Source organism: Methanolobus bombayensis, from assembly GCF_017873415.1.
GTDB lineage: Archaea > Halobacteriota > Methanosarcinia > Methanosarcinales > Methanosarcinaceae > Methanolobus > Methanolobus bombayensis.
Genome location: NZ_JAGGKD010000005.1, coordinates 1 through 22,256, shown reverse-complemented (window position 1 = coordinate 22,256; position 22,256 = coordinate 1). Strand labels below are relative to the sequence as shown.

General features: G+C 39.7%; 17 protein-coding genes. 6 read left to right on the top strand and 11 right to left on the bottom strand.

Annotation, left to right across the window (positions count from 1 at the left end; genetic code table 11):
• Window positions 1–70: 70 nt before the first annotated feature.
• Window positions 71–4,813 carry an Ig-like domain-containing protein gene (locus J2746_RS07220; protein WP_209618448.1) on the bottom strand — a complete coding sequence of 1,581 codons (4,743 nt, stop codon included), beginning with the start codon at window positions 4,811–4,813 and terminating at the stop codon, window positions 71–73.
• A gap of 488 nt (window positions 4,814–5,301) precedes the next feature.
• Here J2746_RS07220 and J2746_RS07215 point away from each other — a divergent pair, with 488 nt between their 5' ends.
• Window positions 5,302–7,053, top strand: a complete 1,752-nt coding sequence (locus J2746_RS07215) for a chloride channel protein (protein ID WP_342451813.1) — start codon at window positions 5,302–5,304, stop codon at window positions 7,051–7,053.
• A 55-nt stretch (window positions 7,054–7,108) separates the two neighbouring features.
• On the opposite strand, the gene J2746_RS07210 is transcribed toward J2746_RS07215, so the two are convergent.
• From J2746_RS07210 to cgi121, 3 genes are all read right to left on the bottom strand, one after another.
• On the bottom strand, window positions 7,109–8,401 hold the full coding sequence (locus J2746_RS07210) for a tRNA (N(6)-L-threonylcarbamoyladenosine(37)-C(2))-methylthiotransferase (protein WP_209618443.1): 1,293 nt from the start codon (window positions 8,399–8,401) through the stop codon (window positions 7,109–7,111).
• A gap of 20 nt (window positions 8,402–8,421) precedes the next feature.
• Complete coding sequence (glpX, locus tag J2746_RS07205) at window positions 8,422–9,513, bottom strand: class II fructose-bisphosphatase (RefSeq protein ID WP_209619051.1); 1,092 nt, start codon at window positions 9,511–9,513, stop codon at window positions 8,422–8,424.
• A gap of 128 nt (window positions 9,514–9,641) precedes the next feature.
• A complete protein-coding gene (cgi121, locus tag J2746_RS07200) occupies window positions 9,642–10,151 on the bottom strand; it encodes a KEOPS complex subunit Cgi121 (RefSeq protein ID WP_209618440.1) in 510 nt (169 codons plus the stop codon).
• Between the two features lie 615 nt (window positions 10,152–10,766).
• Here cgi121 and leuS point away from each other — a divergent pair.
• Together leuS and J2746_RS07190 are read left to right on the top strand one after the other, a co-directional pair.
• A complete protein-coding gene (gene leuS, locus J2746_RS07195) occupies window positions 10,767–13,655 on the top strand; it encodes a leucine--tRNA ligase (protein WP_209618437.1) in 2,889 nt (962 codons plus the stop codon).
• Window positions 13,656–13,807: 152 nt separating this feature from the next.
• A complete protein-coding gene (locus J2746_RS07190) occupies window positions 13,808–15,502 on the top strand; it encodes an ATP-binding protein (RefSeq protein WP_209618434.1) in 1,695 nt (564 codons plus the stop codon).
• Between the two features lie 23 nt (window positions 15,503–15,525).
• On the opposite strand, the gene J2746_RS07185 is transcribed toward J2746_RS07190, so the two are convergent.
• The 3 genes from J2746_RS07185 to J2746_RS07175 are packed head-to-tail and all read right to left on the bottom strand — an operon-like array spanning window position 15,526 to window position 17,427.
• On the bottom strand, window positions 15,526–16,332 hold the full coding sequence (locus J2746_RS07185; RefSeq protein ID WP_209618432.1) for a nitrilase-related carbon-nitrogen hydrolase: 807 nt from the start codon (window positions 16,330–16,332) through the stop codon (window positions 15,526–15,528).
• Window positions 16,333–16,378: 46 nt separating this feature from the next.
• Complete coding sequence (gene tsaA / locus J2746_RS07180; RefSeq protein WP_209618429.1) at window positions 16,379–16,777, bottom strand: tRNA (N6-threonylcarbamoyladenosine(37)-N6)-methyltransferase TrmO; 399 nt, start codon at window positions 16,775–16,777, stop codon at window positions 16,379–16,381.
• 38 nt (window positions 16,778–16,815) lie between these two features.
• On the bottom strand, window positions 16,816–17,427 hold the full coding sequence (locus J2746_RS07175; protein ID WP_209618425.1) for a hypothetical protein: 612 nt from the start codon (window positions 17,425–17,427) through the stop codon (window positions 16,816–16,818).
• Between the two features lie 463 nt (window positions 17,428–17,890).
• Here J2746_RS07175 and J2746_RS07170 point away from each other — a divergent pair, with 463 nt between their 5' ends.
• Genes J2746_RS07170 through J2746_RS07160 form a run of 3 tightly spaced genes read left to right on the top strand, consistent with a single transcriptional unit; the run spans window position 17,891 to window position 19,730 of the window.
• Window positions 17,891–18,406 carry an ArsR family transcriptional regulator gene (locus tag J2746_RS07170; protein ID WP_209618422.1) on the top strand — a complete coding sequence of 172 codons (516 nt, stop codon included), beginning with the start codon at window positions 17,891–17,893 and terminating at the stop codon, window positions 18,404–18,406.
• Complete coding sequence (locus J2746_RS07165) at window positions 18,403–19,191, top strand: DUF7839 domain-containing protein (RefSeq protein WP_209618418.1); 789 nt, start codon at window positions 18,403–18,405, stop codon at window positions 19,189–19,191. The genes J2746_RS07170 and J2746_RS07165 overlap by 4 nt, the downstream gene beginning before the upstream one ends.
• Window positions 19,192–19,199: 8 nt before the next feature.
• Entirely contained in the window at window positions 19,200–19,730 is a 531-nt protein-coding gene (locus tag J2746_RS07160; RefSeq protein ID WP_209618415.1) for a metallophosphoesterase, read from the top strand.
• A 14-nt stretch (window positions 19,731–19,744) separates the two neighbouring features.
• On the opposite strand, the gene J2746_RS07155 is transcribed toward J2746_RS07160, so the two are convergent.
• The 4 genes from J2746_RS07155 to J2746_RS07140 all read right to left on the bottom strand — a co-directional run bounded on the left by J2746_RS07155 (window position 19,745) and on the right by J2746_RS07140 (window position 22,187).
• A complete protein-coding gene (locus J2746_RS07155; protein WP_209618412.1) occupies window positions 19,745–19,978 on the bottom strand; it encodes a hypothetical protein in 234 nt (77 codons plus the stop codon).
• Window positions 19,979–20,084: 106 nt separating this feature from the next.
• Window positions 20,085–20,651, bottom strand: a complete 567-nt coding sequence (locus tag J2746_RS07150) for an RPA family protein (RefSeq protein ID WP_209618409.1) — start codon at window positions 20,649–20,651, stop codon at window positions 20,085–20,087.
• Window position 20,652: 1 nt separating this feature from the next.
• Window positions 20,653–21,579, bottom strand: a complete 927-nt coding sequence (locus tag J2746_RS07145) for a replication factor A (RefSeq protein WP_209618407.1) — start codon at window positions 21,577–21,579, stop codon at window positions 20,653–20,655.
• A 149-nt stretch (window positions 21,580–21,728) separates the two neighbouring features.
• Window positions 21,729–22,187: a universal stress protein gene (locus tag J2746_RS07140; RefSeq protein ID WP_209618404.1), complete on the bottom strand. Its 459-nt coding sequence runs from the start codon at window positions 22,185–22,187 to the stop codon at window positions 21,729–21,731.
• Window positions 22,188–22,256 lie beyond the last annotated feature (69 nt).

Sequence of the window (22,256 nt, the reverse complement as noted above, 5' to 3'; positions counted from 1 at the left end):
CTGAATAAAAAAAGGAAATGGCAGATCACCTGTAAAAATGCGCTGCCAAATCGATATGCCTACTGAATTCTTATTTCTTAATACGCCTGTAACGTTTTCCATCAGGATTTCCTAGTTGCGTGCGCAACTTGTCATAATAATCTCTGTTCCTGTAACCAACTAATCCGATAGCCACCAGCCCGATAAGTCCTATAATTAGCAGGTATGGGAATGATGAACTCTCCTTCTGTTGAAGATCTGCAACTGATTCCAGTGGTACTCCATCGTCATCCTCTGTAGACTTCAATTGTTCTATATCCACTGAAGTTTCTGCAATCTTCTCAGCTGAAGCTTCCTCAGTAATTGCAGATGGATCCACACTTGATATGGCGAACGGAGAGAATCCAGGTGTTTTGGAAGTGAAGTAGTAGTATTCTTCATCCTCCTCCGTTGCTTCAGTTGAAAGCGTATCCCATTCACCACTGTTGTATCTGCAGAGTGTGATGAACGACACATCGATATTATTCTCTTCTACCCAGGCCTTGTCCACTTTGAAGTTAATCACACGGTCACCTATTACATCGTCTCCAAGATTGGAATCGACATAGATATTCATGTTCTGGTAAACAACACCAGGTGCTACAGACTCCACTTGAGAAGAAGTATCCTTCAGTACTTCGATAACTGCCTTAACCTGTCCACCATTGAGCTCGGATGTAAAGCTCAGGGAAACGATGCTGTTGTTCTCCTCGTAGAAGGCGAATATCGTTTCAACATCCTTTATAACAGACTTCAGAGTATAATCCTTGAAATCGATGTTATCGAATTCCTCTCCTGAGGTCAGAGCTCCACCTCCGCCTCCTCCTCCACCACCGGAGCTGGAGGTGGTTGAGCTGGAACTGGATGATGTCTCAGTTACAGTAATAGAGACTGTCTCATAATCACTGTCAATACTATCATTGACGTAGAAGATCACAGAATATGTTCCTGCTTCGCCATCTATTGGTGTCCAGCTGAACTCCCCCGTAGAGCTATCAAGAGTTGCATTGGCTGGCAGGTTCTGAGCAGAATATGTCAAAATATCCTCATCAACATCTGTTGCTGTGATGTTAAAGGTGAGCTCCTCTTTCTCTTCAACGCTCTTTGAACCTATGGATGAGAGTTCAGGAGGCGCATTTACATCATTAATGAACACCGTAGTTGTTCCTGATGTAATGATGATACCATCCGACACTATGAATTCTATATTGTAAGTACCGTTGTCATGATAATCAGTATTCCAGGTGTATACATCATCACTAAGTGTTCCTGATGCATTACCCGTATCATTGACCCATACCGAAATGGAGTCGTCTTTATCAAGGTCATTTGAACCAAGAGTAATCTCTAATATATCACTTTCATTTATAGTGTAATTTGGTAGAAGTGAATCAAATGTAGGAGCACGATTGACATTTGAAACAACTATACGTATATCCATAGTATCTGAATAATGTTTTTCGTCTTCAACTATGAATCTAACATCGTATGTACCTGACTCAGTGTAATCAGGAGTCCAAGTAAATGTCATTCCTTCAGAGTTCGAAGATATAACTGCAGTTGACGGGTTACCTGACACATAATATGTCAGTTCATCGTTAATATCTGGATCAGTTGCATTTACAGTGAAAGATAGATATTCGCTTTCATTGATGTTTTGCTGTCCTACGTAGTTAAATACTGGTGCATTATTGGTATCATTTACACCAATTACAGCCATTCTTGTATCTGAAAGAGAACTGTCATTCACAGTGAAATTAATATAATTAGTGGTACCCTGATAACTGTAATCAGGAATCCATGTGAATACATTATCTGAGAGATTACCTAGACTTGAATCCATAGAATAATATAGTGGATAATCACCATCTGGATCAGTCGCATTAAGAATAATAGTAACTAATTCAGTTTCATTCACAGACACAGTAGGTATATAATTAAGAATAGGTGCACGGTTAACATCAGCTACATCTATAGTAACAACCGTTGTATTACTCAGTGACCCATCTGAAACATTGAACTCGACATAGTGGATGCCTGAATCATTATAATCAGGAGTCCATTCGAAGTTTGTATCGTTTATAATACCAAAGTTTACATCTTTAGTGTATTCAAGAGAATCACCGTCTGGGTCGACTGCACTGATGTTCAGAACAAGTTCTGTACCCTCAGATGCACTAATATTTGTGAATTCTGGGAACTCAGGTGCCCTGTTAGTGTTGTAAACTGTTATTATCACATACTGAGATACAGAATCTTCACCATCAGAAACCATGAAATTTGCATTGAATGTACGATATTCGGTAGTTGTGGTATACTCAGGTGTCCATGAAAACTCACCTGTTGTTTCATTCAAAGTTGCTTCTGGCGGAAGACCATTCATGGAATAAGTGAGAGTATCATCACTGTCATCATCACTACCAACAAGAGTAAAGGTAAGTTCATGGTCTTCATAGACAGACTGTTCGTCTATTGATTCAATTGAAGGGATGCGATTGACATTGTTGACTGTAATCGTCACTCCTTCGGTATCATTAGCATTATTGCTATCTGTAACTATAAATTCAACATAATGACTCCCATTGTCATCATATCCGGGAGTCCATGAGAACTCACCAGTAGATACATCCAGAGTTGCTCCGGAAGGGAGACCATTTGCTGAATATGTCAGAGTTTCATTGTCATCATCCGTTGCGTAAAGAGTGAAAGACAATGTTTCAGACTCATTTACAGACTGAGAATCAATTGCTGCAAGTTCAGGAGCAGAGTTCACTGTACTTACAGTAATCTCTACAAGCTGATAATCTTCAGAACCATATCCATCTGTTACTGTCAAATTAACATAATGAGTTCCAACGTCCTTATGTTTTGTAGACCAGCTGGCTATACCACTTGTTTCATCGATGTTGAAAATGTAAGTATCGTTGGAATCAAATGTGGCACTATCTCCATCAAGATCAGTATAATTTGCATCTATAGCCAGCGTATCTCCCTCACTAATTGAATAAGAGGAAGCTACATCAGTGATTTGTATTGGATTGTTTGGAATCTGAACTTTACTTTCAATTCCAGATGAAAGAACGGAACTGGTGGCATTGTAAGCATATGCGGTGATGTTTGACCAATCATGGGCATTAAGACGAACTGAATCATTGAACTCTGATACAGTAGTATTGTACCAGGTGCCGTTGTAACTGACATTGTATCCATCAGTTACATTGCCATTTCCTGCTTCCCAGTCATGAAGTACCCAAAAATTTCCTGTATTACTGACAAAGTTAAACGGATCTTCCGGTGTATAAACCGAAGAAGCTACTTCATTTACAGTGATATTTGCAACGTAGTGGTCCCATAGTTCACCGTCAGTGACACTGAAATTCACATAATGGGTTCCAATCTCAGATGAATTCGGAGTCCAGCTGAAAACATAACCTGTAATATTACCAAAACTGACATTCTTTGAGTATGTAAGTGAATCACCATCAACATCAGTTGCATTGAGCGTAATTACCAGGAGCTCAGACTCATTTACATTGCTATCTTCTATTGGAATGAAAACTGGAGCACTGTTGGTAACAACAACGACATCGTTGACTGTGATATTGACAATTTCAGAGTCACTTGTATTGCCATCACTTACATTGAATTCAACAGCATAGGTTCCTGAAGAATTGTAATCAGGAGTCCAGCTGAAAACATAACCTGTAATATTACCAAAACTGACATTCTTTGAGTATGTAAGTGAATCACCTTCTATGTCAGTAGCATTAAGTGTGATCTCAAGAAGTTCGGACTCATTTACAGTATAGTCTCCTATTGGGGCAAGAACAGGGGGGTTATTGGTTTCAACAACATCATCTACTGTAATCTTTACATCAAGAGAATCACTTCCACCGTTTCCGTCATCTACACCAAAATTGACAGTATATGTGCCGTTAGATGTCGGAGTCCAGGCGAAGCTCTGGTTGTCAGGGTAAAACACAGAATCTTCTGGCAATACAGAATTATTGTAATATGCAAGATCATCATTGTCGGCATCGTTTGCAGAAACTGTGAAGTTCACGAGGCTTCCTACAGTTGTGTTGATATCATCAATAGTATCAAACACAGGTGGATTATTTGTGACTGGTTTTACGTTTACTGTAATTGTGATATTCTCTGTATCCTCTTCGTAACCGTCATAAACCGTGAAGCTTACTGCATAGGTACCATTATCCCCTGAATCAGGAGTCCAGGTAAACTCATTACCTGTAATGTTACCGAAGCTTACATTCTTTGAGTATGTAAGTGGATCATTGTCTGCATCGGCTGCACTAAGGGAGAAATTAAGAGTTTCAGTTTCATTTATAACCCGATCGCCAATCTCTGCAAGCTCAGGAGCAGAGTTCACAATAATCTGGCCATTACTAATGGTATCAGTTGGAATACTACTGTCAGTAGTGAAGTACTCAATGTACGTTAATTCCATGTCAGTTGTACCACTAGCCACTCCAAGCATTTCCAAATCAATTATCGGTGTTTTAGCTGTTGTAATGGAATCGAGCCCGGTTACATTGATAGAAACTTTTCCAGATTCCAGAACACTTGCAGTCACTGAATGACCTGTCAAAACTGAATTGTTTAATGTAATGTTATCTGTAGATTCCAGAGAAACTATACTCTGGTCATATACCAGTGTCATGTTCATACCAGTAATATTCTCACAATTTGAAAGTGAAACAACTACATTGGCAACATCATCCAGAATAATCTTGTCTGAACTGATTGAAACGTCAACTACCGATTCTGCACTCACTATTAGAACCGGGTTAAATATCGATAGCACTATAGAGATCGACAATAAAACCCTGATATAATTTAATACCCCGTTTTCCTTACTGTTTTTCATAAAGGGATGCATACTCTCACCCTAATATATCCGTGATCTGAGTCCGATATATCATTTAATGATTTTTGAGCTGTACACAACCATAAATACAACTACATATATTCATTTTTGTGGGCATACAGTAGTGTCACTGACGCCCCCACATTACTCCACGTTTATCAATATATCCTGATATATTATAAAAGTATTCAATTTTTCATTTTTTATAAATTATAATCAATTTACATATTAATTAATACTATACTAATAGCATATAGAATGCTCAAGAAATTTATCTTGAACTATCCGCAAACATAGGGAAATTGCAGAAATAATAATTAACCACTGTTATTCACAAGATATAACTATTATGCACATGTTACTCCTGCCACCTATTATTAATAGAGATGAAAAATTTGGATGAAAAAACAAGCTTCCAAAAATTCAAGCAGAATATGATCCAGTGGCTTAATACAGAGTCACTGATATCAAACTCACTTGCAGTTATCATTGGAGTTCTGACAGGACTTGCCATAGTATTATATGATACTGTACTGGACTTCAGTCATAGCTCCTTTTTTGGAACTTTATCTTATACTTCAAAATATTCCATAATACTTCTACCTGCAATAGGAGGACTCATTGTCGGACTTATTGCTCACTACCTTATCAGCACGAGAAGATATGATATTGAAGAAATAATAGAAGCAACTGCCCTGAGGGGAGGCAAAATGTCACCTCGAAATGCTTTTCTTGAAGTGCTTGCATCCATAATATCAGTAGGTTCAGGAGGATCAGCAGGAAAAGAAGCACCTGTGGTACTGGCTGGCTCAGGAATTGGATCAACTATTTCCAGAATACTGAAGATAAAAGGAAACAGAGTAAAAATACTGATAGGTTGTGGTGCTTCAAGTGGAATTGCTGCTGCATATAATGCTCCCCTTGCAGGTGTTGTTTTTGTAGTGGAAGTGATTCTGGGAGAACTGGAAGCCAGTAGTTTCATACCAATTGTCGTTTCAGCAGTCTTTGCAACAATTGTTTCAACTCTCATTTTTGATGTTGATAACATTGAAGTTGCTTCTTATGAATTTGTTAATCCACTGTACGAATTTACGCTCTATCTAATATTGGGAATCCTGGCAGGATTAACATCAATATTATTAATGCGTGCACTTTTCAGCACCCATAAAGCTTTTGATTCATTACAGATACATCCCGTCTTAAAACCTGCTGTAGGGGGACTTTTTGTAGGATGTATCGGATTTTTTTATCCCCAGGTATTTGGTGTAGGGTATGATGTAATAACTGATTCACTTACTGGAAGCCTCACATTAAAACTCATGTTCCTGCTCATATTCTTAAAGATCATTGCTTTCTCATTCACAATGGGCTCTGGAGGATCAGGTGGATCGATCGTACCCGCACTATTTGTCGGTGCAATGATGGGAGGAAGCTACGGATCAATAGTCCATGGAATGTTTCCGTCAGTTACTGCAGAATCCGGGGCCTATGCCCTGGTAGGAATGGGAGCTGTTTTTGCAGGAACAAGCAGGGCACCACTTGCATCCATCCTGATATTGTTCGAACTGACAAGGGACTATAATATGATACTTCCTATAATGCTGGCATGTGTTGTAAGCAATGTCATATCCAGCTCCATAGACTCCGAATCCATATTCACAGAAGGGTTACACCGCAGAGGATTTACCATCAGAAAAGGCAAAGAGGTTGACATAATGGAATCACTGCTTGTTAAAGATGCAATGAAACACAATGTTCAGACAGTCTCCGAGAACAAGAACGTAGGAGCACTCGTTGCACTCATGCAATCCAGCAGGCATGCAGGGTTTCCCGTGCTTGACTCCAATGGACAGCTTTCCGGAATAGTAACTCTTAAAGATGTAAGAGATAAAGTGGGTCACGATGAACTTGAAAAAAATATAACTGAAATATGCAGCAAAGATGTGGAAGTAGCATACCAGGACGAAACACTGGATACTGTGCTGAAAAGACTTGCTGCAAAAGATATTGGCAGGCTTCCCGTAGTATCAAGGTCAGACAGCACAAAATTACTTGGTATAATCACCCGCAGTGATATTGTAAAACTCTATGATAAGAAGATACTGGATAAAGTCCAGAGATTACAAAGAATAAATCCTGATCAGTAAAAATAGATGTCATCTTTTCAAACTGACATCAATATTTTATTCTGGAAAACACATGTTAGTTTTTGCTGACAATTCTGCCAAGGAAATAACCGGGAGTTGCATCATAAATATGCACCATGCAGGTGGTTCCAGGCTGTAGATCACATTCAGGAATAACAACTGGTTTGTATGATGCAGTTCGTGCCATCATACCTTTTTGTTTTGCAGGTTTTGACAGGAAAACTTCTACTTCTTTTCCGATCATTCCATCCCTGGAAGCAAGCTTGACAGCTTCACACACCTCATGAAGCTCATTGGACCTGTTTACAATGATGCGTGAATCTATTTTACGCATGTCCCATGCTTTTGTATACGGTCTAGGAGTAAAGCGGGATATGTTCACCTTTTCCGGTTTCCACTCCTTTATCCATTCCACCGTTCTTTCAAAATCTCTGTCTGTTTCGCCAGGATAACCTGCAATAATATCTGTGAAAATGGTCATGTCTGGAAAACGATTCCTGAAAGCTTCAATGATAGTATTAGCCCCTGAAATTGAATGATACCTGTTCATGTTCTCCAAAACATCATCAGAAGCAGATTGTACAGGCAGATGGAGGAACTTGTATATCCTTTCATCTTCAAATGCATCTAACAGATCATCAAGAATAGGAACTACTGAAAAAGGATTCATCATTCCCACACGTATCCTGTAATTACCGGGAATACTGCATATCATTTTCAACAACTGCGGCAGCAAGACTTCTTTGTCAGTCCCGTACTGTCCGTTGTCCTGTGAAGTCAACCATATCTCTCTGCAACCTTCATCCACTGCTTTCTGAATATCATCAATAATATCCTCCGGTTCAAAAGAAGACAATTTTCCTCGTGCAATTGTCACAATACAATATGCGCATGCATAGTTACATCCCTGTGATAACTGACAGATATGAATGTTTGAATTATAGCGGATTCTCGGGACGCTCTGGAAACCCTCTGGTTCTTCAAGGAAGAGTTTTACACTACCGCCTGTGAGTTCATTTCGAGAAAGAGAATCAAGAACCTGACCTAAACGGGATATCGAATTTACACCTAAAATGTGAGCATCAGGATTCTGGTGCATAATGTCTTCCAGTTGTACTTCAGGCATACAACCTGTGACTATAACGGATATTCCTTTTTCTCCGAACTCCCGTATCTTATGGAGTATCTTCTGCTCCGTACTATACTTTACAGTACAGGTGTTGATAACAACAACCTCGGCATCGTTCTCAGGAACAAGTTCGTGCCCCTTGTCCCTGACACTTGCCTTCATAATTTCGGCTGATGCCTGACTGGCAGAGCAGCCGTATGTAGAAATATGTACTTTCATTCTAAGTTACTGAAACTTTATTAGCCCATCCTGAGAGGAGTCTTTTCCTTGTCATGGATGTAGATCGTGTCGCTGAATTTTACAACACCGGAACTTCCCATGGTAATACTGTGAACTCTGGCATCACCTTCACCGAAAAGACTTACACCTTTCAGCAGGATTCCAGGAGTTACTCCGGTTGCTGAGAATATAATATCCTTTCCAGGAGCAAGTTTGTCAATACCCATTACATCGTTTATATTTTCCTCGGTAATTCCCATGGTTTTGAGCCTTGGCATCTTTTCAGCCTTTTCCTCTTCTATCTCTTCAGGCGTACCACCATTTGCAACGGTTGGTAGCACAAGTCTTGCAAGCATCTTGCCACCAAGTATTTTCATTGCTGCTGCTGTCAGAACTGCCTCACCGGAACCACCTGCACCAAGAACCATGTGAATACCTGAACCACGAATAGCAGTTGCAATTCCAGGCATCAGGTCACCATCACTTATGAGATTTACCCTGGCACCGGTCTCCCTGATCTCTTTAATCTTGTCTTTGTGTCTTGTCCTGTCAAGGATAACCACAACAAGCTCATCGATATTCCTGTTAAGTGCCTTTGCAAGTATCTCAAGATTATGAATAACAGGTGCATCAAGATCGATTTCCTCACCTGGATTGGCACTTTCATATTTGACAACTTCCGGGCCAACTACGATCTTATCCATATAGATGTCAGGTCCGTGGAAAAGTCCATCCTTCTCTGCCATAGCCATTACAGATATTGCGCCGGGAATTCCATCTGCAGCAAGATTTGTTCCCTCCAGAGGATCAACTGCTATGTCTACTTCAAGCTCTCCTTCGCCAGTACCTACCTGTTCACCGATGAAAAGCATAGGTGCTTCATCGCGCTCTCCTTCACCGATCTTAATAACACCTTTCATATCAAGACAGTTCAGCATCCTGCGCATGGCTTCCACTGAAACCTGGTCTGCGTAGTTCTTGTCGCCACGACCCATCTGGTAAGAAGCTGCAATTGCTGCTGCTTCCGTGACATGTAAAAGTCTGGGCAAAAGGGAACATTCAATTGGTCCTGCACATTTAATAAGAGCTTCTGCGGTTTTAGGATGAGGCATAATTATCTTTTCCTTATCGGTTTCTTTCATAAATGATTATGTGACACATGTATTAATGTTTACTATATTAGGGTTGCGAGGCTTTTATGCTTTAAACATAAACAGCACCAAATCAGGTTTATTGTAGCTTATTTTAATATGTCAACAAGAGCAATCCGTTCCAGTACCAGTTGAGGAATACGGTCTTTTCCGGCTGCTGCAATTTCCTGTTCTGTTATGGAGAACTGTGTGAAAAGAGCCTTATTTTTGATTTCAGAGTAAGCAACAACAGGTTTTTCCTCTATGAGATTTGCAAGATCCTTTATTGCAATATCAACTTTCTCTGCTTCACCGAGGACCACAAAAACAACATTCATCTCACCTTCTCTAACACCCATTGAAAATGCTTCTTCTATCTGTCTTTTTCCTGAAGCATATCTCATTATCTCCACACCAGTGTCCCGTGCAATATTTAATTCGTTTTCCATTGCCCTTAAAGCTTTTTCAACAGCAAAGCCAATATGATTCTCACCTGCAATTTTATCAGAATCCATCGCCTGAACAGTGGTGTTACATGAAGAAGATATAGCTGCAAGTTCTTTTAGAAAAGCAGGGACATTTTGAATAAATACAGAGCCACCTATAGTCTTGAATACCATAATACTGAATACAAAGGTAACCGAGAATAAGCATAACGGTCAAATCTAAAAATATAATGCTCATCATAATAATGATTTTGTGCAACAAGTAAACTTTATCACATATTAAATCAGATGCATAGTTAGAAGATGGGACTATGAATGAATATTGTGAAAATTCAACACCTGTCAGACAACGCTATCATTGCCTTAATTGTGGTTATAACATGGAAATATTAAACCCCTGTCACAGCTGCGGAGAAGGAGAATTCATGTGTTATTTCTGTGGAGAGCAGATGATAAAGAAATGGTAATTAAAAGCTGTTCTGGCATCAATGCCTGAAGAATTTCAGGCAAAAATTTGAAAGTACTTTTAAGTAAGCATACCTTGCGTTTCCGTGTGGTTTATGTAGGTTGTTATTTATTACCACATCAAATACTACTGAAAATAAACAATTGAAGTTCATCCTGAAGTTTTCCCATGGCATTTAAGCACTTCATACTCATCAGACCCTATGAATGATAGCTATAAATGAAAGCTTCTTCAGAATGAATACAGAAAGTTAATATTTAACCTGATTGAGTTAATATACAAACTCTTAAGGTTGATTACACCCGGTGTGAGAGGTGCTTATAATGGAACAGGATTATGATCCACAGAGAATAGAAGACAAATGGCAAAGCCGTTGGAATGAAAGCAGGATATTCGAGCCAGAGCCTGACGAAAGGGAAAAATTCTTTATCACCATCCCATACCCATATTTAAACGGCAATTTACACGCCGGGCACACAAGGACATTCACCATCGGTGATGTGATTGCCAGGCACAAGAGAATGCTTGGTTACAATGTACTATATCCAATGGGATTCCACGTTACAGGGACACCTATTGTAGGGCTTGCAGAACTTATTGCAAACCAGGACCCACAGACAATGGACGTTTACTCGCGTTTGCACAGAATTCCTGAGGATATTCTTGTAACTCTTACCACACCTGAAAGAATTGTTGAATACTTCAGTGTGGAAGCCGAAAAAGCAATGCGTTCAATTGGCTATTCCATTGACTGGAGACGCAAGTTCACCACTACCGACCCTACTTACAAAAAGTTCATTGAATGGCAATTCAACCTTCTTCACGAAAAAGGACATATCGTCAAAGGTGCACACCCTGTTAAATGGTGCCCTAACGACAACAACCCGGTAGAAGATCATGACATCCTTCACGGGGAAGAAGCCACTATTGTTGATTTCACACTTGTCAAATTCACTTATGACGGCATGGTACTTCCATGTGCAACTCTCAGACCCGAGACCATTTTTGGTGTTACGAATCTCTGGATAAATCCGGATGTGGAACATGCAAAGATAAAGGTCAGCAAGGATGGGTGCGAAGAGATATGGATTGTCAGCAAGGAAGCGTATCATAAACTCACTTTTACAGACAGGACAATTGAATTCATAGAGAATGTTCCCGGTAAAGAGCTTGTAGGAATTAAAGTCAGGAATCCACTTTCCGGTAATGAAGTTATAACACTCCCAGCATCATTTGTCAAACCCGGAAACGGCAGTGGTATTGTAATGAGTGTGCCTGCCCACGCACCATATGATTATCTGGCACTCAAGGACCTTTACGACAAAGACCTTTCAGAATATGGAATTAAAGAAAACCTCAGGGATATTAAACTTATATCACTTATTCAGGCCAGGGAATTCGGAGAATACCCTGCTGTTGAAGCAGTTGAACAGCTTGAAGTAAAAGACCAGAATGATCCGAAAGCTGAGGAAGCAACAAAGATGGTTTACCGCCGTGAGTTCCATGGTGGTGTCCTGAAAGAGAACACAGGCAAATATGCAGGTGTGGCTGTTTCAAAGATCAAGGACATACTTACACGTGATCTGCTTGACGAAGGAATAGGGGAAGTGTTTTACGAATTCAGTGAGCCTGTTGTATGCCGCTGCGGAACAAAATGTGTCGTGAACATGGTTAAAGGACAATGGTTCCTCAATTATTCAGACCCTGAATGGAAAGCAAAGGTCTACAAATGTATTGAGAATATGGACATCATTCCAGAGGAAATAAGAGTTGAGTTCAATAACAAGGTAGACTGGCTTAAGGACAAGGCATGCGCCAGGAAAAAAGGTCTTGGAACAAAACTCCCGTTTGACACGAACTGGCTCATCGAATCCCTTGGTGATTCGACCATCTACATGTCATATTACATTACAAACAAATTCTTTGCACAGGGTGTTGATGTCGAACAACTGAAACCTTCGCTCTTTGATTATGTGCTTCTTGGAAAAGGTTCGGTCCAACAGACAGCTATCGATACCGGACTTTCCGAGCAATTTATTGCAAACATAAAATCAGACTTTGACTATTGGTATCCGGTTGATCTGAGATCTTCAGGAAAAGACCTTGTACCAAACCATTTGTTGTTCTTCCTTTTCCACCATGTTGCGATATTTGATGAGAATAAATGGCCACGCAGCCTTGCAGTCAATGGATTTGTTTCTCTTGAAGGACAGAAGATGAGTAAGTCCAAGGGACCGATACTTACTCTCAGGGAAGCCGTGGATACCTATGGTGCAGACATTTCCCGTATGTACATCCTGTCAAGTGCAGAACAGACCCAGGATGCCGACTGGAGAAATGTTGGTGTTGAAAGTGCAAAAAAGCAGGTTGAAAGATTCTACAAACTTGCAAAAGAGATAATTGATTCAGGTGCACAGTCAGGAATTGACGGAGAACTGAAACTTATTGACCGCTGGATGCTCAGCAGACTGCAGCAGTGTGTCAGGGAAACAAACAATGACATGACATCGATCAGGACAAGAAGTGCACTCCAGAATGCGTTCTTCCTGCTCTACAACGATGTAAAATGGTATCAGAGAAGAGGTGGCACAGCACTTCTTTACGATGTACTTGATGTATGGGTACGCCTCATGGCTCCGTTCACACCACATATCTGTGAAGAACTGTGGACTGAAATTGGTCATGGTGACGGAGACTTTGTATCTCAGGCGCCATATCCGATATTCTGTCCAAGGTTCATCGATAATGATGCAGAGCTTGCAGAAGAGCTCATGTGCAATACACTTTCAGATATAGAGGAGATTATCAAGGTCACAAAGATGGAGCCAAAGATGGTTGCCCTCTACACTGCACCGGAATGGAAGATCAAAGCTTTCAAGATGGCTCTTGAAATGAAGAATGATGAAGACCTGAACCCGGGAAAGCTTATCAAAACATTGATGTCAGATCCTGAGAACCGCAAGTATGGAAAAGAAATACCAAAGTATGTCCAGAAACTTGTGCCTGATATGTGCAGTATGAAGACAGAAAGGTTTGAAATGTTGCTGGGAATGAGTCTTGATGAGATGACAATAATCAAAGAGAATATAGAGTGCCTTGCAAATGAGATCGGCTGCCCGATACAAGTATACAATGCCGATGAACCGGAATACGATCCGGAGAATAAATCGAGATTTGCAGCACCACTCAGGCCTGCTATATACCTTGAGTAAAAAGCTGGTCTCTGACTGGCTTTTCTTTTTCTTTTTTCTATTTAAACTTCTGTGTCAGTTTGATGACCTATTTAAAGAAAAATAAACGATAAATATAAATTTGAAGCCAATAAAATAAGACTAGCTATTGAGCATCACTTATTGAGCATCAAATGAACGGAAGATACCCAAGATCAGATGAAAGCATCAAAATAAAGAAAAAGATCCCATTCAGACCTTTCGTTGTTTTCATATTATTCAGCTTCCTCCTTATCACATGCGCTGGTGCCAATTCCACCATGGAGCTCAAAGTGGGAATTTACCCAAATGAGCCTCTCATCTCGCAGGATAAGAACGGAATACCTGTTGGCCTTTATGCAGACATACTGGGAAGTATAGCCATAAAAGAGGGATGGGAACTTGAATACATACCCGGAACACTCAACCAGAACTATGAAAGGCTTGATAATGGCAGCATAGATATTCTCCCTGCAGTTCCCTACATACCTGAAATGGAACAACGTTACTTGTTGACCTCTGAAGCAGTATATACTGACTGGGGAATCGTTTACACCTACAGAGGTTCAGGAATCAATTCCATGAATGACCTTAACGAGAAAAGAATCGCCCATGTGGATGATCTATTCTATGAAAATTTCAACACAAGTCCCGGAAATTCAAACAGCAATTATTCATTCATAAGCGCTGGTAGCTATGTTGAGATATTCGAGCTTCTGGATAACAGGGAAGTTGATGCAGGAATAATACCAAGGTCATATGGAGAAGTACATGAGGATCAATTTGAACTGCAAAAAATCCCTTTTGTAATATCACCTACAGACATGGTTTTTGCATTATCGTATTATACCGATTCGGAGATTGCCAGGCAGATTGATGCAGACATATCCCAGATGATCACTGAGAACGGAACCATACACTACATGCAGGACAACACTGCAGAGGAAGATACTGAAAATAATCTTTCTACATGGGAAAGTCCTTCGTGGCTTAAGTTTTCAGTCGGTATTGGTGGAGGACTTCTTCTTATATTTGTCATATTAAGTCTTACACTCAGAAACAAGGTTGAAGAAAAGACATACGAACTAAATTCCAAGAACCGTGAACTTGAAGTTGAAATCAGGGAGAGGAAGATAGCAGAAGAAAAATTGAAGCAGTATTCACTGGACCTTAAAACCTCCAATGAACTTAAAGATCTTTTCACTGACATACTCAGACATGATCTGATAAATCCTGCAACTGTCATCAAAGGTTATGTCGAGTTCCTTATTGAAGTTGAAGAAGAGTCCAGAAAAAAAGAAGCATTGGAAGCAATCGAAAGAAATAACAAGAAACTGATAGAGCTTATTGAGAATGCTGCACATCTTGCCAAACTTGAGAACACAGATGAAATGACCTTTGAAACATTCGACCTTAAAGACATAATAGAAGATGTCATTAATCATTTAGAGCCAAAACTTGAAGAAAAGGATATGACAATTACCTTTAATCCCACAGGCAACTACCCGGCTGATGTAAATACAACAATAGAAGATGTGTTTTCCAACATAATCAGCAATGCCATTAAATACAGCCCAACAGGAAGTAATATCTACGTAAGTGTCAAAGACGTTGATGACGCCTGGAAGATATTGATTTCAGATGAAGGTGAAGGAATCCCTGATGCAGAAAAGCCATTTATTTTTGATCGTTTTAAAAGGGCACATAAAGTCAACATAAAAGGAACCGGAATAGGTCTTGCAATCGTGAAGCGTATAGTTGACCTTCATGAAGGTTCAGTTGACGTTCTTGACAGGGACGATAGGAAAGGAACAACATTCAGGGTAACTTTGCAAAAAACTAAGATATAAAATTACGGCACTAACTTATATCATTATTTCAAATACAGATCAGTCCGTCTATCTTCAAATACAGGAATCTCATTTCTGATCTTACCAGTTGCTCCAAGATCAAGAGTGCTAATAATAATAGATTCATTATCACCAGCTTCTTCAATCACATTGCCTGATGGACCCACGACCAGTGAACCTCCAAAGAACGATGAATCTGAGCTACTCCCTACCCGGTTGCATGCAATGTGAGGAATCTGGTTCTCAATTGCTCTTGCAATCGCAAGTGTTCTCCAGATATGTCCCCTGGGACTTGGGAATTCTGCTATTGTTACAAGAATATCAGATCCCATTAAAGCAAGTTTTCTGGATACCTCTGGAAAACGTATCTCATAGCATATCTGAAGACCAATTGTAATCCCTCTTTTCTCAAGTACAATGGGAAATAGAGAATCTCCTGCTGAAAAATATTGCTTTTCTTTTTTGAAAGGATGTGTTTTTCGATATATCCCCTCAACAGAACCATTTTCCATGCAAAAACCCAGATTGAAATAATCAGGTCCTGTTGAAGAAACTTGTTTTTCAATTATGGAAAAAATCATTACACATTTATGTTCCTTTGAAAAATCACACATTTCTCTGACAGTTTCACCATTTTCGTCTTCACCGGCCAGTTCCATATTATCATAACAGAAACCGGTGGAGAAAACTTCAGGAAACACAAGAATTTCTGCACCCCTGGATAAAGCTTCTTTTGCCATAGCCAGTGCTTTTGTGATATTTGCTTTTTTATCACAATCTGATATGCCCATTTGGATGCAGGCTACTTTGATAATAGATTCATTATTCATTAAAGACAAACCTCAAAAACAAAATTCATATCCGCTTAAACTGAAACTATTCAGAAATATAAGGTTTAATATCCAGAACAGGGGTACCATTTATTGCATCAAGCCCCGTTACATACAGAATATTATCATCCACTTGCAGGAGGTCGACCAGAGTAACTCCTATCCCGTTTGGCCTTTTAGGACTTCGTGAAGCAAAGACACCGGCCAGTTTGCCATCATATCTGCGTTTCTGAATCATGGAATAACCCGCAGAAAGGTGGAAATGAAAAAGAACTTCTATCCTGTCAAAATCTGTTATGTATTCCAGAGCTTCAATATATTCATCTTTCAGAACAATCTGGGAAACCGTGTCCTTTTTCTCTCTGGCATAAGCAGGATCGGAAATATCATTGCTAACAAAACCAATTGGATGCATTATAATAGTCTCATTATTATTTTCAGACATAAGAAACACTTCGGAATATTATTCTATTTCACACATAATCAGCTGAAATCCTGCAATGATGTGGACTTTGTTTTTGGTATCAGACCACTTAGATCAACCGAGTTTCTAACTATCTTGAGAAGTATGCAATTTGAATGCTTAAGTATACTTTCGTTTATTCCCCCCAGCTCAAAAGCAGCTTCTCCAGAACTTATCTTCAGTTTAGTTATACCTGTCGCATACTCTTTTGGACTTTTGTCTGCAGGTTCCAGGATACAACCCGATGTTGTAAGATAATCATTCAGAATCTTTGAGCTGATACCCATGCGTGCAAATTCTTCTTTAAATACGGGCCTTTCAAGAGTTTTTGAAAGGACATATGCTGCCACAGGAACCATATATTCGGGATCTACACTTTTAATGTGTTCGCCTATAAGAGAATATATGTCGTTGGTATCCGCTTGTTCGGCTTCTAGGAGACTGTAAACCTTCGATGGAGGAATCTCTACCTCACTAAGTTTTCTGAGATCTTTCAAAGCACGCAGATAACCAGTCATAACAAGACGGTGTTCATCAATACCTTTCTCCTTAAGTTCACGGGTAACACCGCTTATTGAAAGCTGCCTTCCTTTAAGAACATCATTAATGAGTAAATAGATATTATCAGACATAATGACTGTATCATAATTGATAACAAACCTGATATATTTACCGGTATCCCCCAAATAATATTTAGCAGAAAACAGGTAGATTTAATAAGAATAATGACGTTATAGGAGTCCCTCTCAAAATGAAGAAATAGATAACTGTAAAGTCGTAGTTTATGCGGTTTTGATTTGGCATATAAAAACGGTTCTGCTCTGAGATCAGCATACATTGGATAGTGGAGATTAGCCTATGCATTCATGGCATCAGTAAAAAGCTAAGACTTGTGCCGAACTTCTGATCAGGACTTGAAAAAGCCAGCATCTATTTCAAAACAACATGAAATCACAACACATTTATTAAGTTTAACCTCCATATGATAGGTGCTAAAATAGAAGGCATGCAGGCTATGCTCTTTGCATTAAACGTAGTTGAGAGCCTGAATGTGACTATTTGCACCTGGTCCGTTGGCGTATACGAGGTAATTAGATGAGTAAACGAACAAGAATTATTAATGACCCTTCCGAACTCGTACCTCTACTTCAGGTTTTTGGATCCAATAGACACAAAAAAGTATTTGATGCACTTCTGAACCTCTGGATGACAAAGGAAGAACTAGAGGAACTTCTGGGAACAGATGTCACCAGGAGCATTAATATACTCAAAAAAAGTGGTCTTATAGAGAGCCAGTGGCACATGCCTGAACCTGGTAAGACACCTGAAAAAGAGTATCGTACATCATATTCTAAAGTCCAGACTAACTTCCAGTGTTCCTTTGAGGACATGAGCGACATTATTATGCTTACTTTCATGCCGTATGAAGAAGTAAAGGATGCCATTGAAGAACTCGAAATATTGGTGGAGCAGGGCAATGACTCTATGAGCAGTCTTACAAGAGCATTGAACAAGAGTCCTTTGTATATACGTGCGGTTGCCCGCAGATCCGATAAGCTTTCTGTCATGGGTCAAAGGCTCAAATTACTCCAGAATGGTGAGGCGGAATGATAGAACTTCTTCATAGCAAAAGCGGTATTACTAAATTTCAGATTCTGATAGAAGTAGCTGCACATCAGCCTAATGTAAGACAAAAAGAAATAGCTGAGAAGATTGGTGTCACGCCTCAGGCAGTTTCTGAGTACATCAAAGAACTGGTAGCTGAAGGTTTGATCTATTCCGAAGGCAGAGTACGATACAGAATCACAAAACAGGGCGTTGAATGGGTACTTGAGAATGCTGCAGACATGAAGAGATATGCACGCTATGTAATGAGTGATATAATCAGTCATGTTTCCACCTGGACTGCAATTGCTAGAGAAGACCTTGAAGAAGGGAAAGAAGTCTATCTTAAAATGGAGAATGGTCTCCTTTATGTAAGTAGCACGGATGTTACAAACGCCACAGGAACAACGATATCTGCTGCAAAGCAGGGTGAAGATGTTGGTGTTACTGACCTCATGGGACTTATAGACCTTGAGAATGCCAGTATTACTGTTTGCAGAATTCCAAGGGTAGAAAGAGGAGGGTCTAATAATGTCGATGTGGAAAGACTCAGATCATTGGCAAAATCTAAAGAATATATTGCCATTATAGGAGTTGAATCCCTGATCGCGCTTCGTAAAATAGATCGTGAACCACATGTGATGTTCGGAGCTAAAGAATCCGTTATCGAAGCGGCTTACCATGGCCTGTCATCGCTTGTTCTTGCCATCGATGAAGAAGTACCTTCTATACTCAGCAGACTTGAGACTGAGAATCTTGAATATGAACTTGTCGACCTCAGCATACAATAATAGTAACTATGAAAATCATTGTTATATCTGATACACATCTGGATTCGGAAGAAATCCCATCTTACCTGTCTGAGCTTTTTGAGAAGTATGAAATGATTATTCATGCAGGTGATTTTGACACTTTCCCATTTTATAAAGCACTTGAATCAACAGGAAAGCTTAAAGCGGTCCATGGAAATTCAGATGAACCTGCCGTAAGAGACATCCTTCCTGAAAAACTGATATTTGAAGTTGAAGGTGTGAAGATAGGAGTTATACACCAGGCATCCCTTTCAATTGTCGACAATACGGCAACCAGGTACATGGCCCTTGAAATGGGAGTCGATATACTTGTTTTTGGCCATATACACAGACCTGTTATCGAGAAAAGTGATGTTCTTCTGATATGTCCGGGTTCACCTACAAAACCACGTATGTCTGATCCATGTGCAGTAGAACTTGAGATAGAGAATGGTTCAGTCAAAACTAATGTTATCCCTATAACCGGCCAGTCCTGTGAATATATTGATTTTTCCCGCAGTCTCGGAGAGAACGAATAATAACATTCAAGAATCTATTTCTGGCCATTTACAGTTTCTGTTTTAAACATTACACCGGTGCCCTTCAGAGTCATCTGAATCTTGTCAGTGAAACGAAGTATCTCATCCAGATTAACATTATCTCCCCAGTCATAGACATAATCATAATTTCCCTGAACTGCATTAAATCCCAGGGACATAAGGCTCCTGTCTATTTCTGAAGGCATGGCACCATCACTATTGAACCAGAGTACTAAATAAGTTTTCATAAAACCCCATTTATAATCAATGATTATGTTATTTATGGAGTTTTTGGTTGAAACTTAATACATAAAAAGAAAATCAGGGAAAAACCCTGATATCAGCTCAGATACTTCAGTAGGTTTCCTTCAGGGACTTCAATGCCTGAGAAACCATTGAAGAATAATGTTTTACATCAGGATCATAATATTCCTTTGCCCTCTGAGCATTAGGGGACAAATCCTCCAGTGATCTAAGCCTATCGAGAGTGCATCTTGCAGTTTCAATTACCCACATATCCCTTGTTTCCCCATCAACTACATGGAGAGATTCCGGTCTTACTGAGGTCAGGACATCGCCTTCATTTGTTGTATATGTACTTGGTTTACCAACCACTGCAACAAATGCAGGAGTTTCGCATTCTGCAAGCACCTGTGCAGCTTCCGGCTGATACTGACCTGCATATATCAGGAATGAGCCTGTTGGATCAGTCACACGACCGCGCCAGTACTCGGAATCCGTACCGATATCCTCTTTTTCTATTAGAGTGCCCACTATGAATACTCTATTAACTTTTGCACCGGTTGGTGTCAGCAAATACTGGGGAGCATACTGATCATCCCCGTCCTTAAAGGTCAGGTTTGATTCTCTGAACTCCTGTGCAAAGATCCTTCTGGCAACTTCCCTTGTGTATCCGGCCATTTCAGATCACCTCTGCTGCTGCAATAAGTTCATCAAGTTCGGAAGAGTCATATTCAAATATAGGAGAAATTGACTCAACGATAAGATATCTGTCAACCCTCGAACCGGTTACTAAATAATATCTTCCTTCCAGTGAATCTTTCATCTTCTCAAGGACAACTCCCTGATCAAGAGCATCTGCAGCCATTGCAATTGCATTTTCCAGAGTCGTACCTGTTATTTCTTCAACCTGTTCTTTTTTAAGAATCGCATCCTGTATGGAGCTTCCATCATCCATGACAGCCTTTATACGAAGATCATATACCCCATCTACCTTACCATGCTCCATGCATGCACCCTTAGTAAGAGCACGATTACACTCAGGACACCTCTTTATCAGACCAGACCCTGATTGTATGTCCACCATCGCACCTTTAAATTCCACAGTTGCATTTCCAACTTCTATGTCCTCATCAAGAGATTCTATGGAACTGCTTTTGTTAACATTGATCTGGAACTTACCGTTCCACTCGTTCACAACTATATTCTTCAGAAAGTAGCTCTTTCCTTCGTCAACCTGGGGCAATCCGGCACTTTCCCATATTGTGAATTTGATAGTTCCGGTTTCATCTCCAATAAGACCTACCTGTGATATGGATTCATGGGTGTTATCCCATAGCTGGACTATTTTTCCCCTGATATTTGCCCATTTACCATCATCCACGTCGGAGATATTGATAAGAGGTGATTCTGATTGTCCTGTGTAGAACTCATTCCTCTTGATGTTGTATGATTTCAAAAAGTAGTTCACAACGCTTCTGCGTGCTTCGTCCTTTGGCACCTTGAACTTGTTGATCATTTTGTCAAGACGCTCTTCAATTTCCCCGATTGGGATCTCCACTCCAAGTTCGCTGAACCTGGCACTAATTTCATGTGCTAATTCTTTCATTTCAAATCCTCAAGCCTCTTGTTTGTTTCTTCTTATGGAGAGGCAATACTCAGTATGTATTCAGCCTATATAACCTAACCCTAAGCTAGGTGAAAGTAATATATAAAGAATATAAAGCATCATGCATAATCAGTTATCCGAATATTATATTACTTTTTGAAAACATGCATGACATATGACATAATACGCCTTACTTTTTTCATGACCACATACATCAGCCCTCCGGAAGAAATTGGCCTGTGTTTTTTGATTATCAACACAGGACCTTTATGACTTTTAGCCAGAACACATGGTAAATCACCTATTAAAGAGAAACTAAAACGTCTTCCAGAATCACCTATTACCAATATGTCATCCTTTTCAAGGAAGTCTTGTATTGCATTTTCAACAGAGATATTTTCAATCAGGTGAGTCGATATACCATAGATAGACTTGTCTTCTGAAACTTTCTCAAGGTCATCCTCAATAAGTTCATGCATTTCGTTATCAATATCTGGTTGTATGACCCTTATCACATGTAATTCAGCACCAGTATTCTTTGATAATCTTTTGGAAAGATACAATCCATAGTTTGAATTATCCGGCTTTGTAGAAAACCTACTTTCCATTTTATTTTAACATAATAATTTAAAAAGGATTAGTCCCCTTAGCATTATCTGCTACCGAAAACACAAAGG

Coding starts and splice junctions, on each gene's coding strand:
- J2746_RS07210 (WP_209618443.1), bottom strand. CDS start 8,401: ATGAAAGTACATATTTCTACATACGGCTGCTCTGCCAGTCAGGCATCA.
- glpX (WP_209619051.1), bottom strand. CDS start 9,513: ATGCCTCATCCTAAAACCGCAGAAGCTCTTATTAAATGTGCAGGACCA.
- cgi121 (WP_209618440.1), bottom strand. CDS start 10,151: ATGGTATTCAAGACTATAGGTGGCTCTGTATTTATTCAAAATGTCCCT.
- leuS (WP_209618437.1), top strand. CDS start 10,767: ATGGAACAGGATTATGATCCACAGAGAATAGAAGACAAATGGCAAAGC.
- J2746_RS07190 (WP_209618434.1), top strand. CDS start 13,808: ATGAACGGAAGATACCCAAGATCAGATGAAAGCATCAAAATAAAGAAA.
- J2746_RS07185 (WP_209618432.1), bottom strand. CDS start 16,332: ATGAATAATGAATCTATTATCAAAGTAGCCTGCATCCAAATGGGCATA.
- tsaA (WP_209618429.1), bottom strand. CDS start 16,777: ATGTCTGAAAATAATAATGAGACTATTATAATGCATCCAATTGGTTTT.
- J2746_RS07175 (WP_209618425.1), bottom strand. CDS start 17,427: ATGTCTGATAATATCTATTTACTCATTAATGATGTTCTTAAAGGAAGG.
- J2746_RS07170 (WP_209618422.1), top strand. CDS start 17,891: ATGAGTAAACGAACAAGAATTATTAATGACCCTTCCGAACTCGTACCT.
- J2746_RS07165 (WP_209618418.1), top strand. CDS start 18,403: ATGATAGAACTTCTTCATAGCAAAAGCGGTATTACTAAATTTCAGATT.
- J2746_RS07160 (WP_209618415.1), top strand. CDS start 19,200: ATGAAAATCATTGTTATATCTGATACACATCTGGATTCGGAAGAAATC.
- J2746_RS07155 (WP_209618412.1), bottom strand. CDS start 19,978: ATGAAAACTTATTTAGTACTCTGGTTCAATAGTGATGGTGCCATGCCT.
- J2746_RS07150 (WP_209618409.1), bottom strand. CDS start 20,651: ATGGCCGGATACACAAGGGAAGTTGCCAGAAGGATCTTTGCACAGGAG.
- J2746_RS07145 (WP_209618407.1), bottom strand. CDS start 21,579: ATGAAAGAATTAGCACATGAAATTAGTGCCAGGTTCAGCGAACTTGGA.
- J2746_RS07140 (WP_209618404.1), bottom strand. CDS start 22,187: ATGGAAAGTAGGTTTTCTACAAAGCCGGATAATTCAAACTATGGATTG.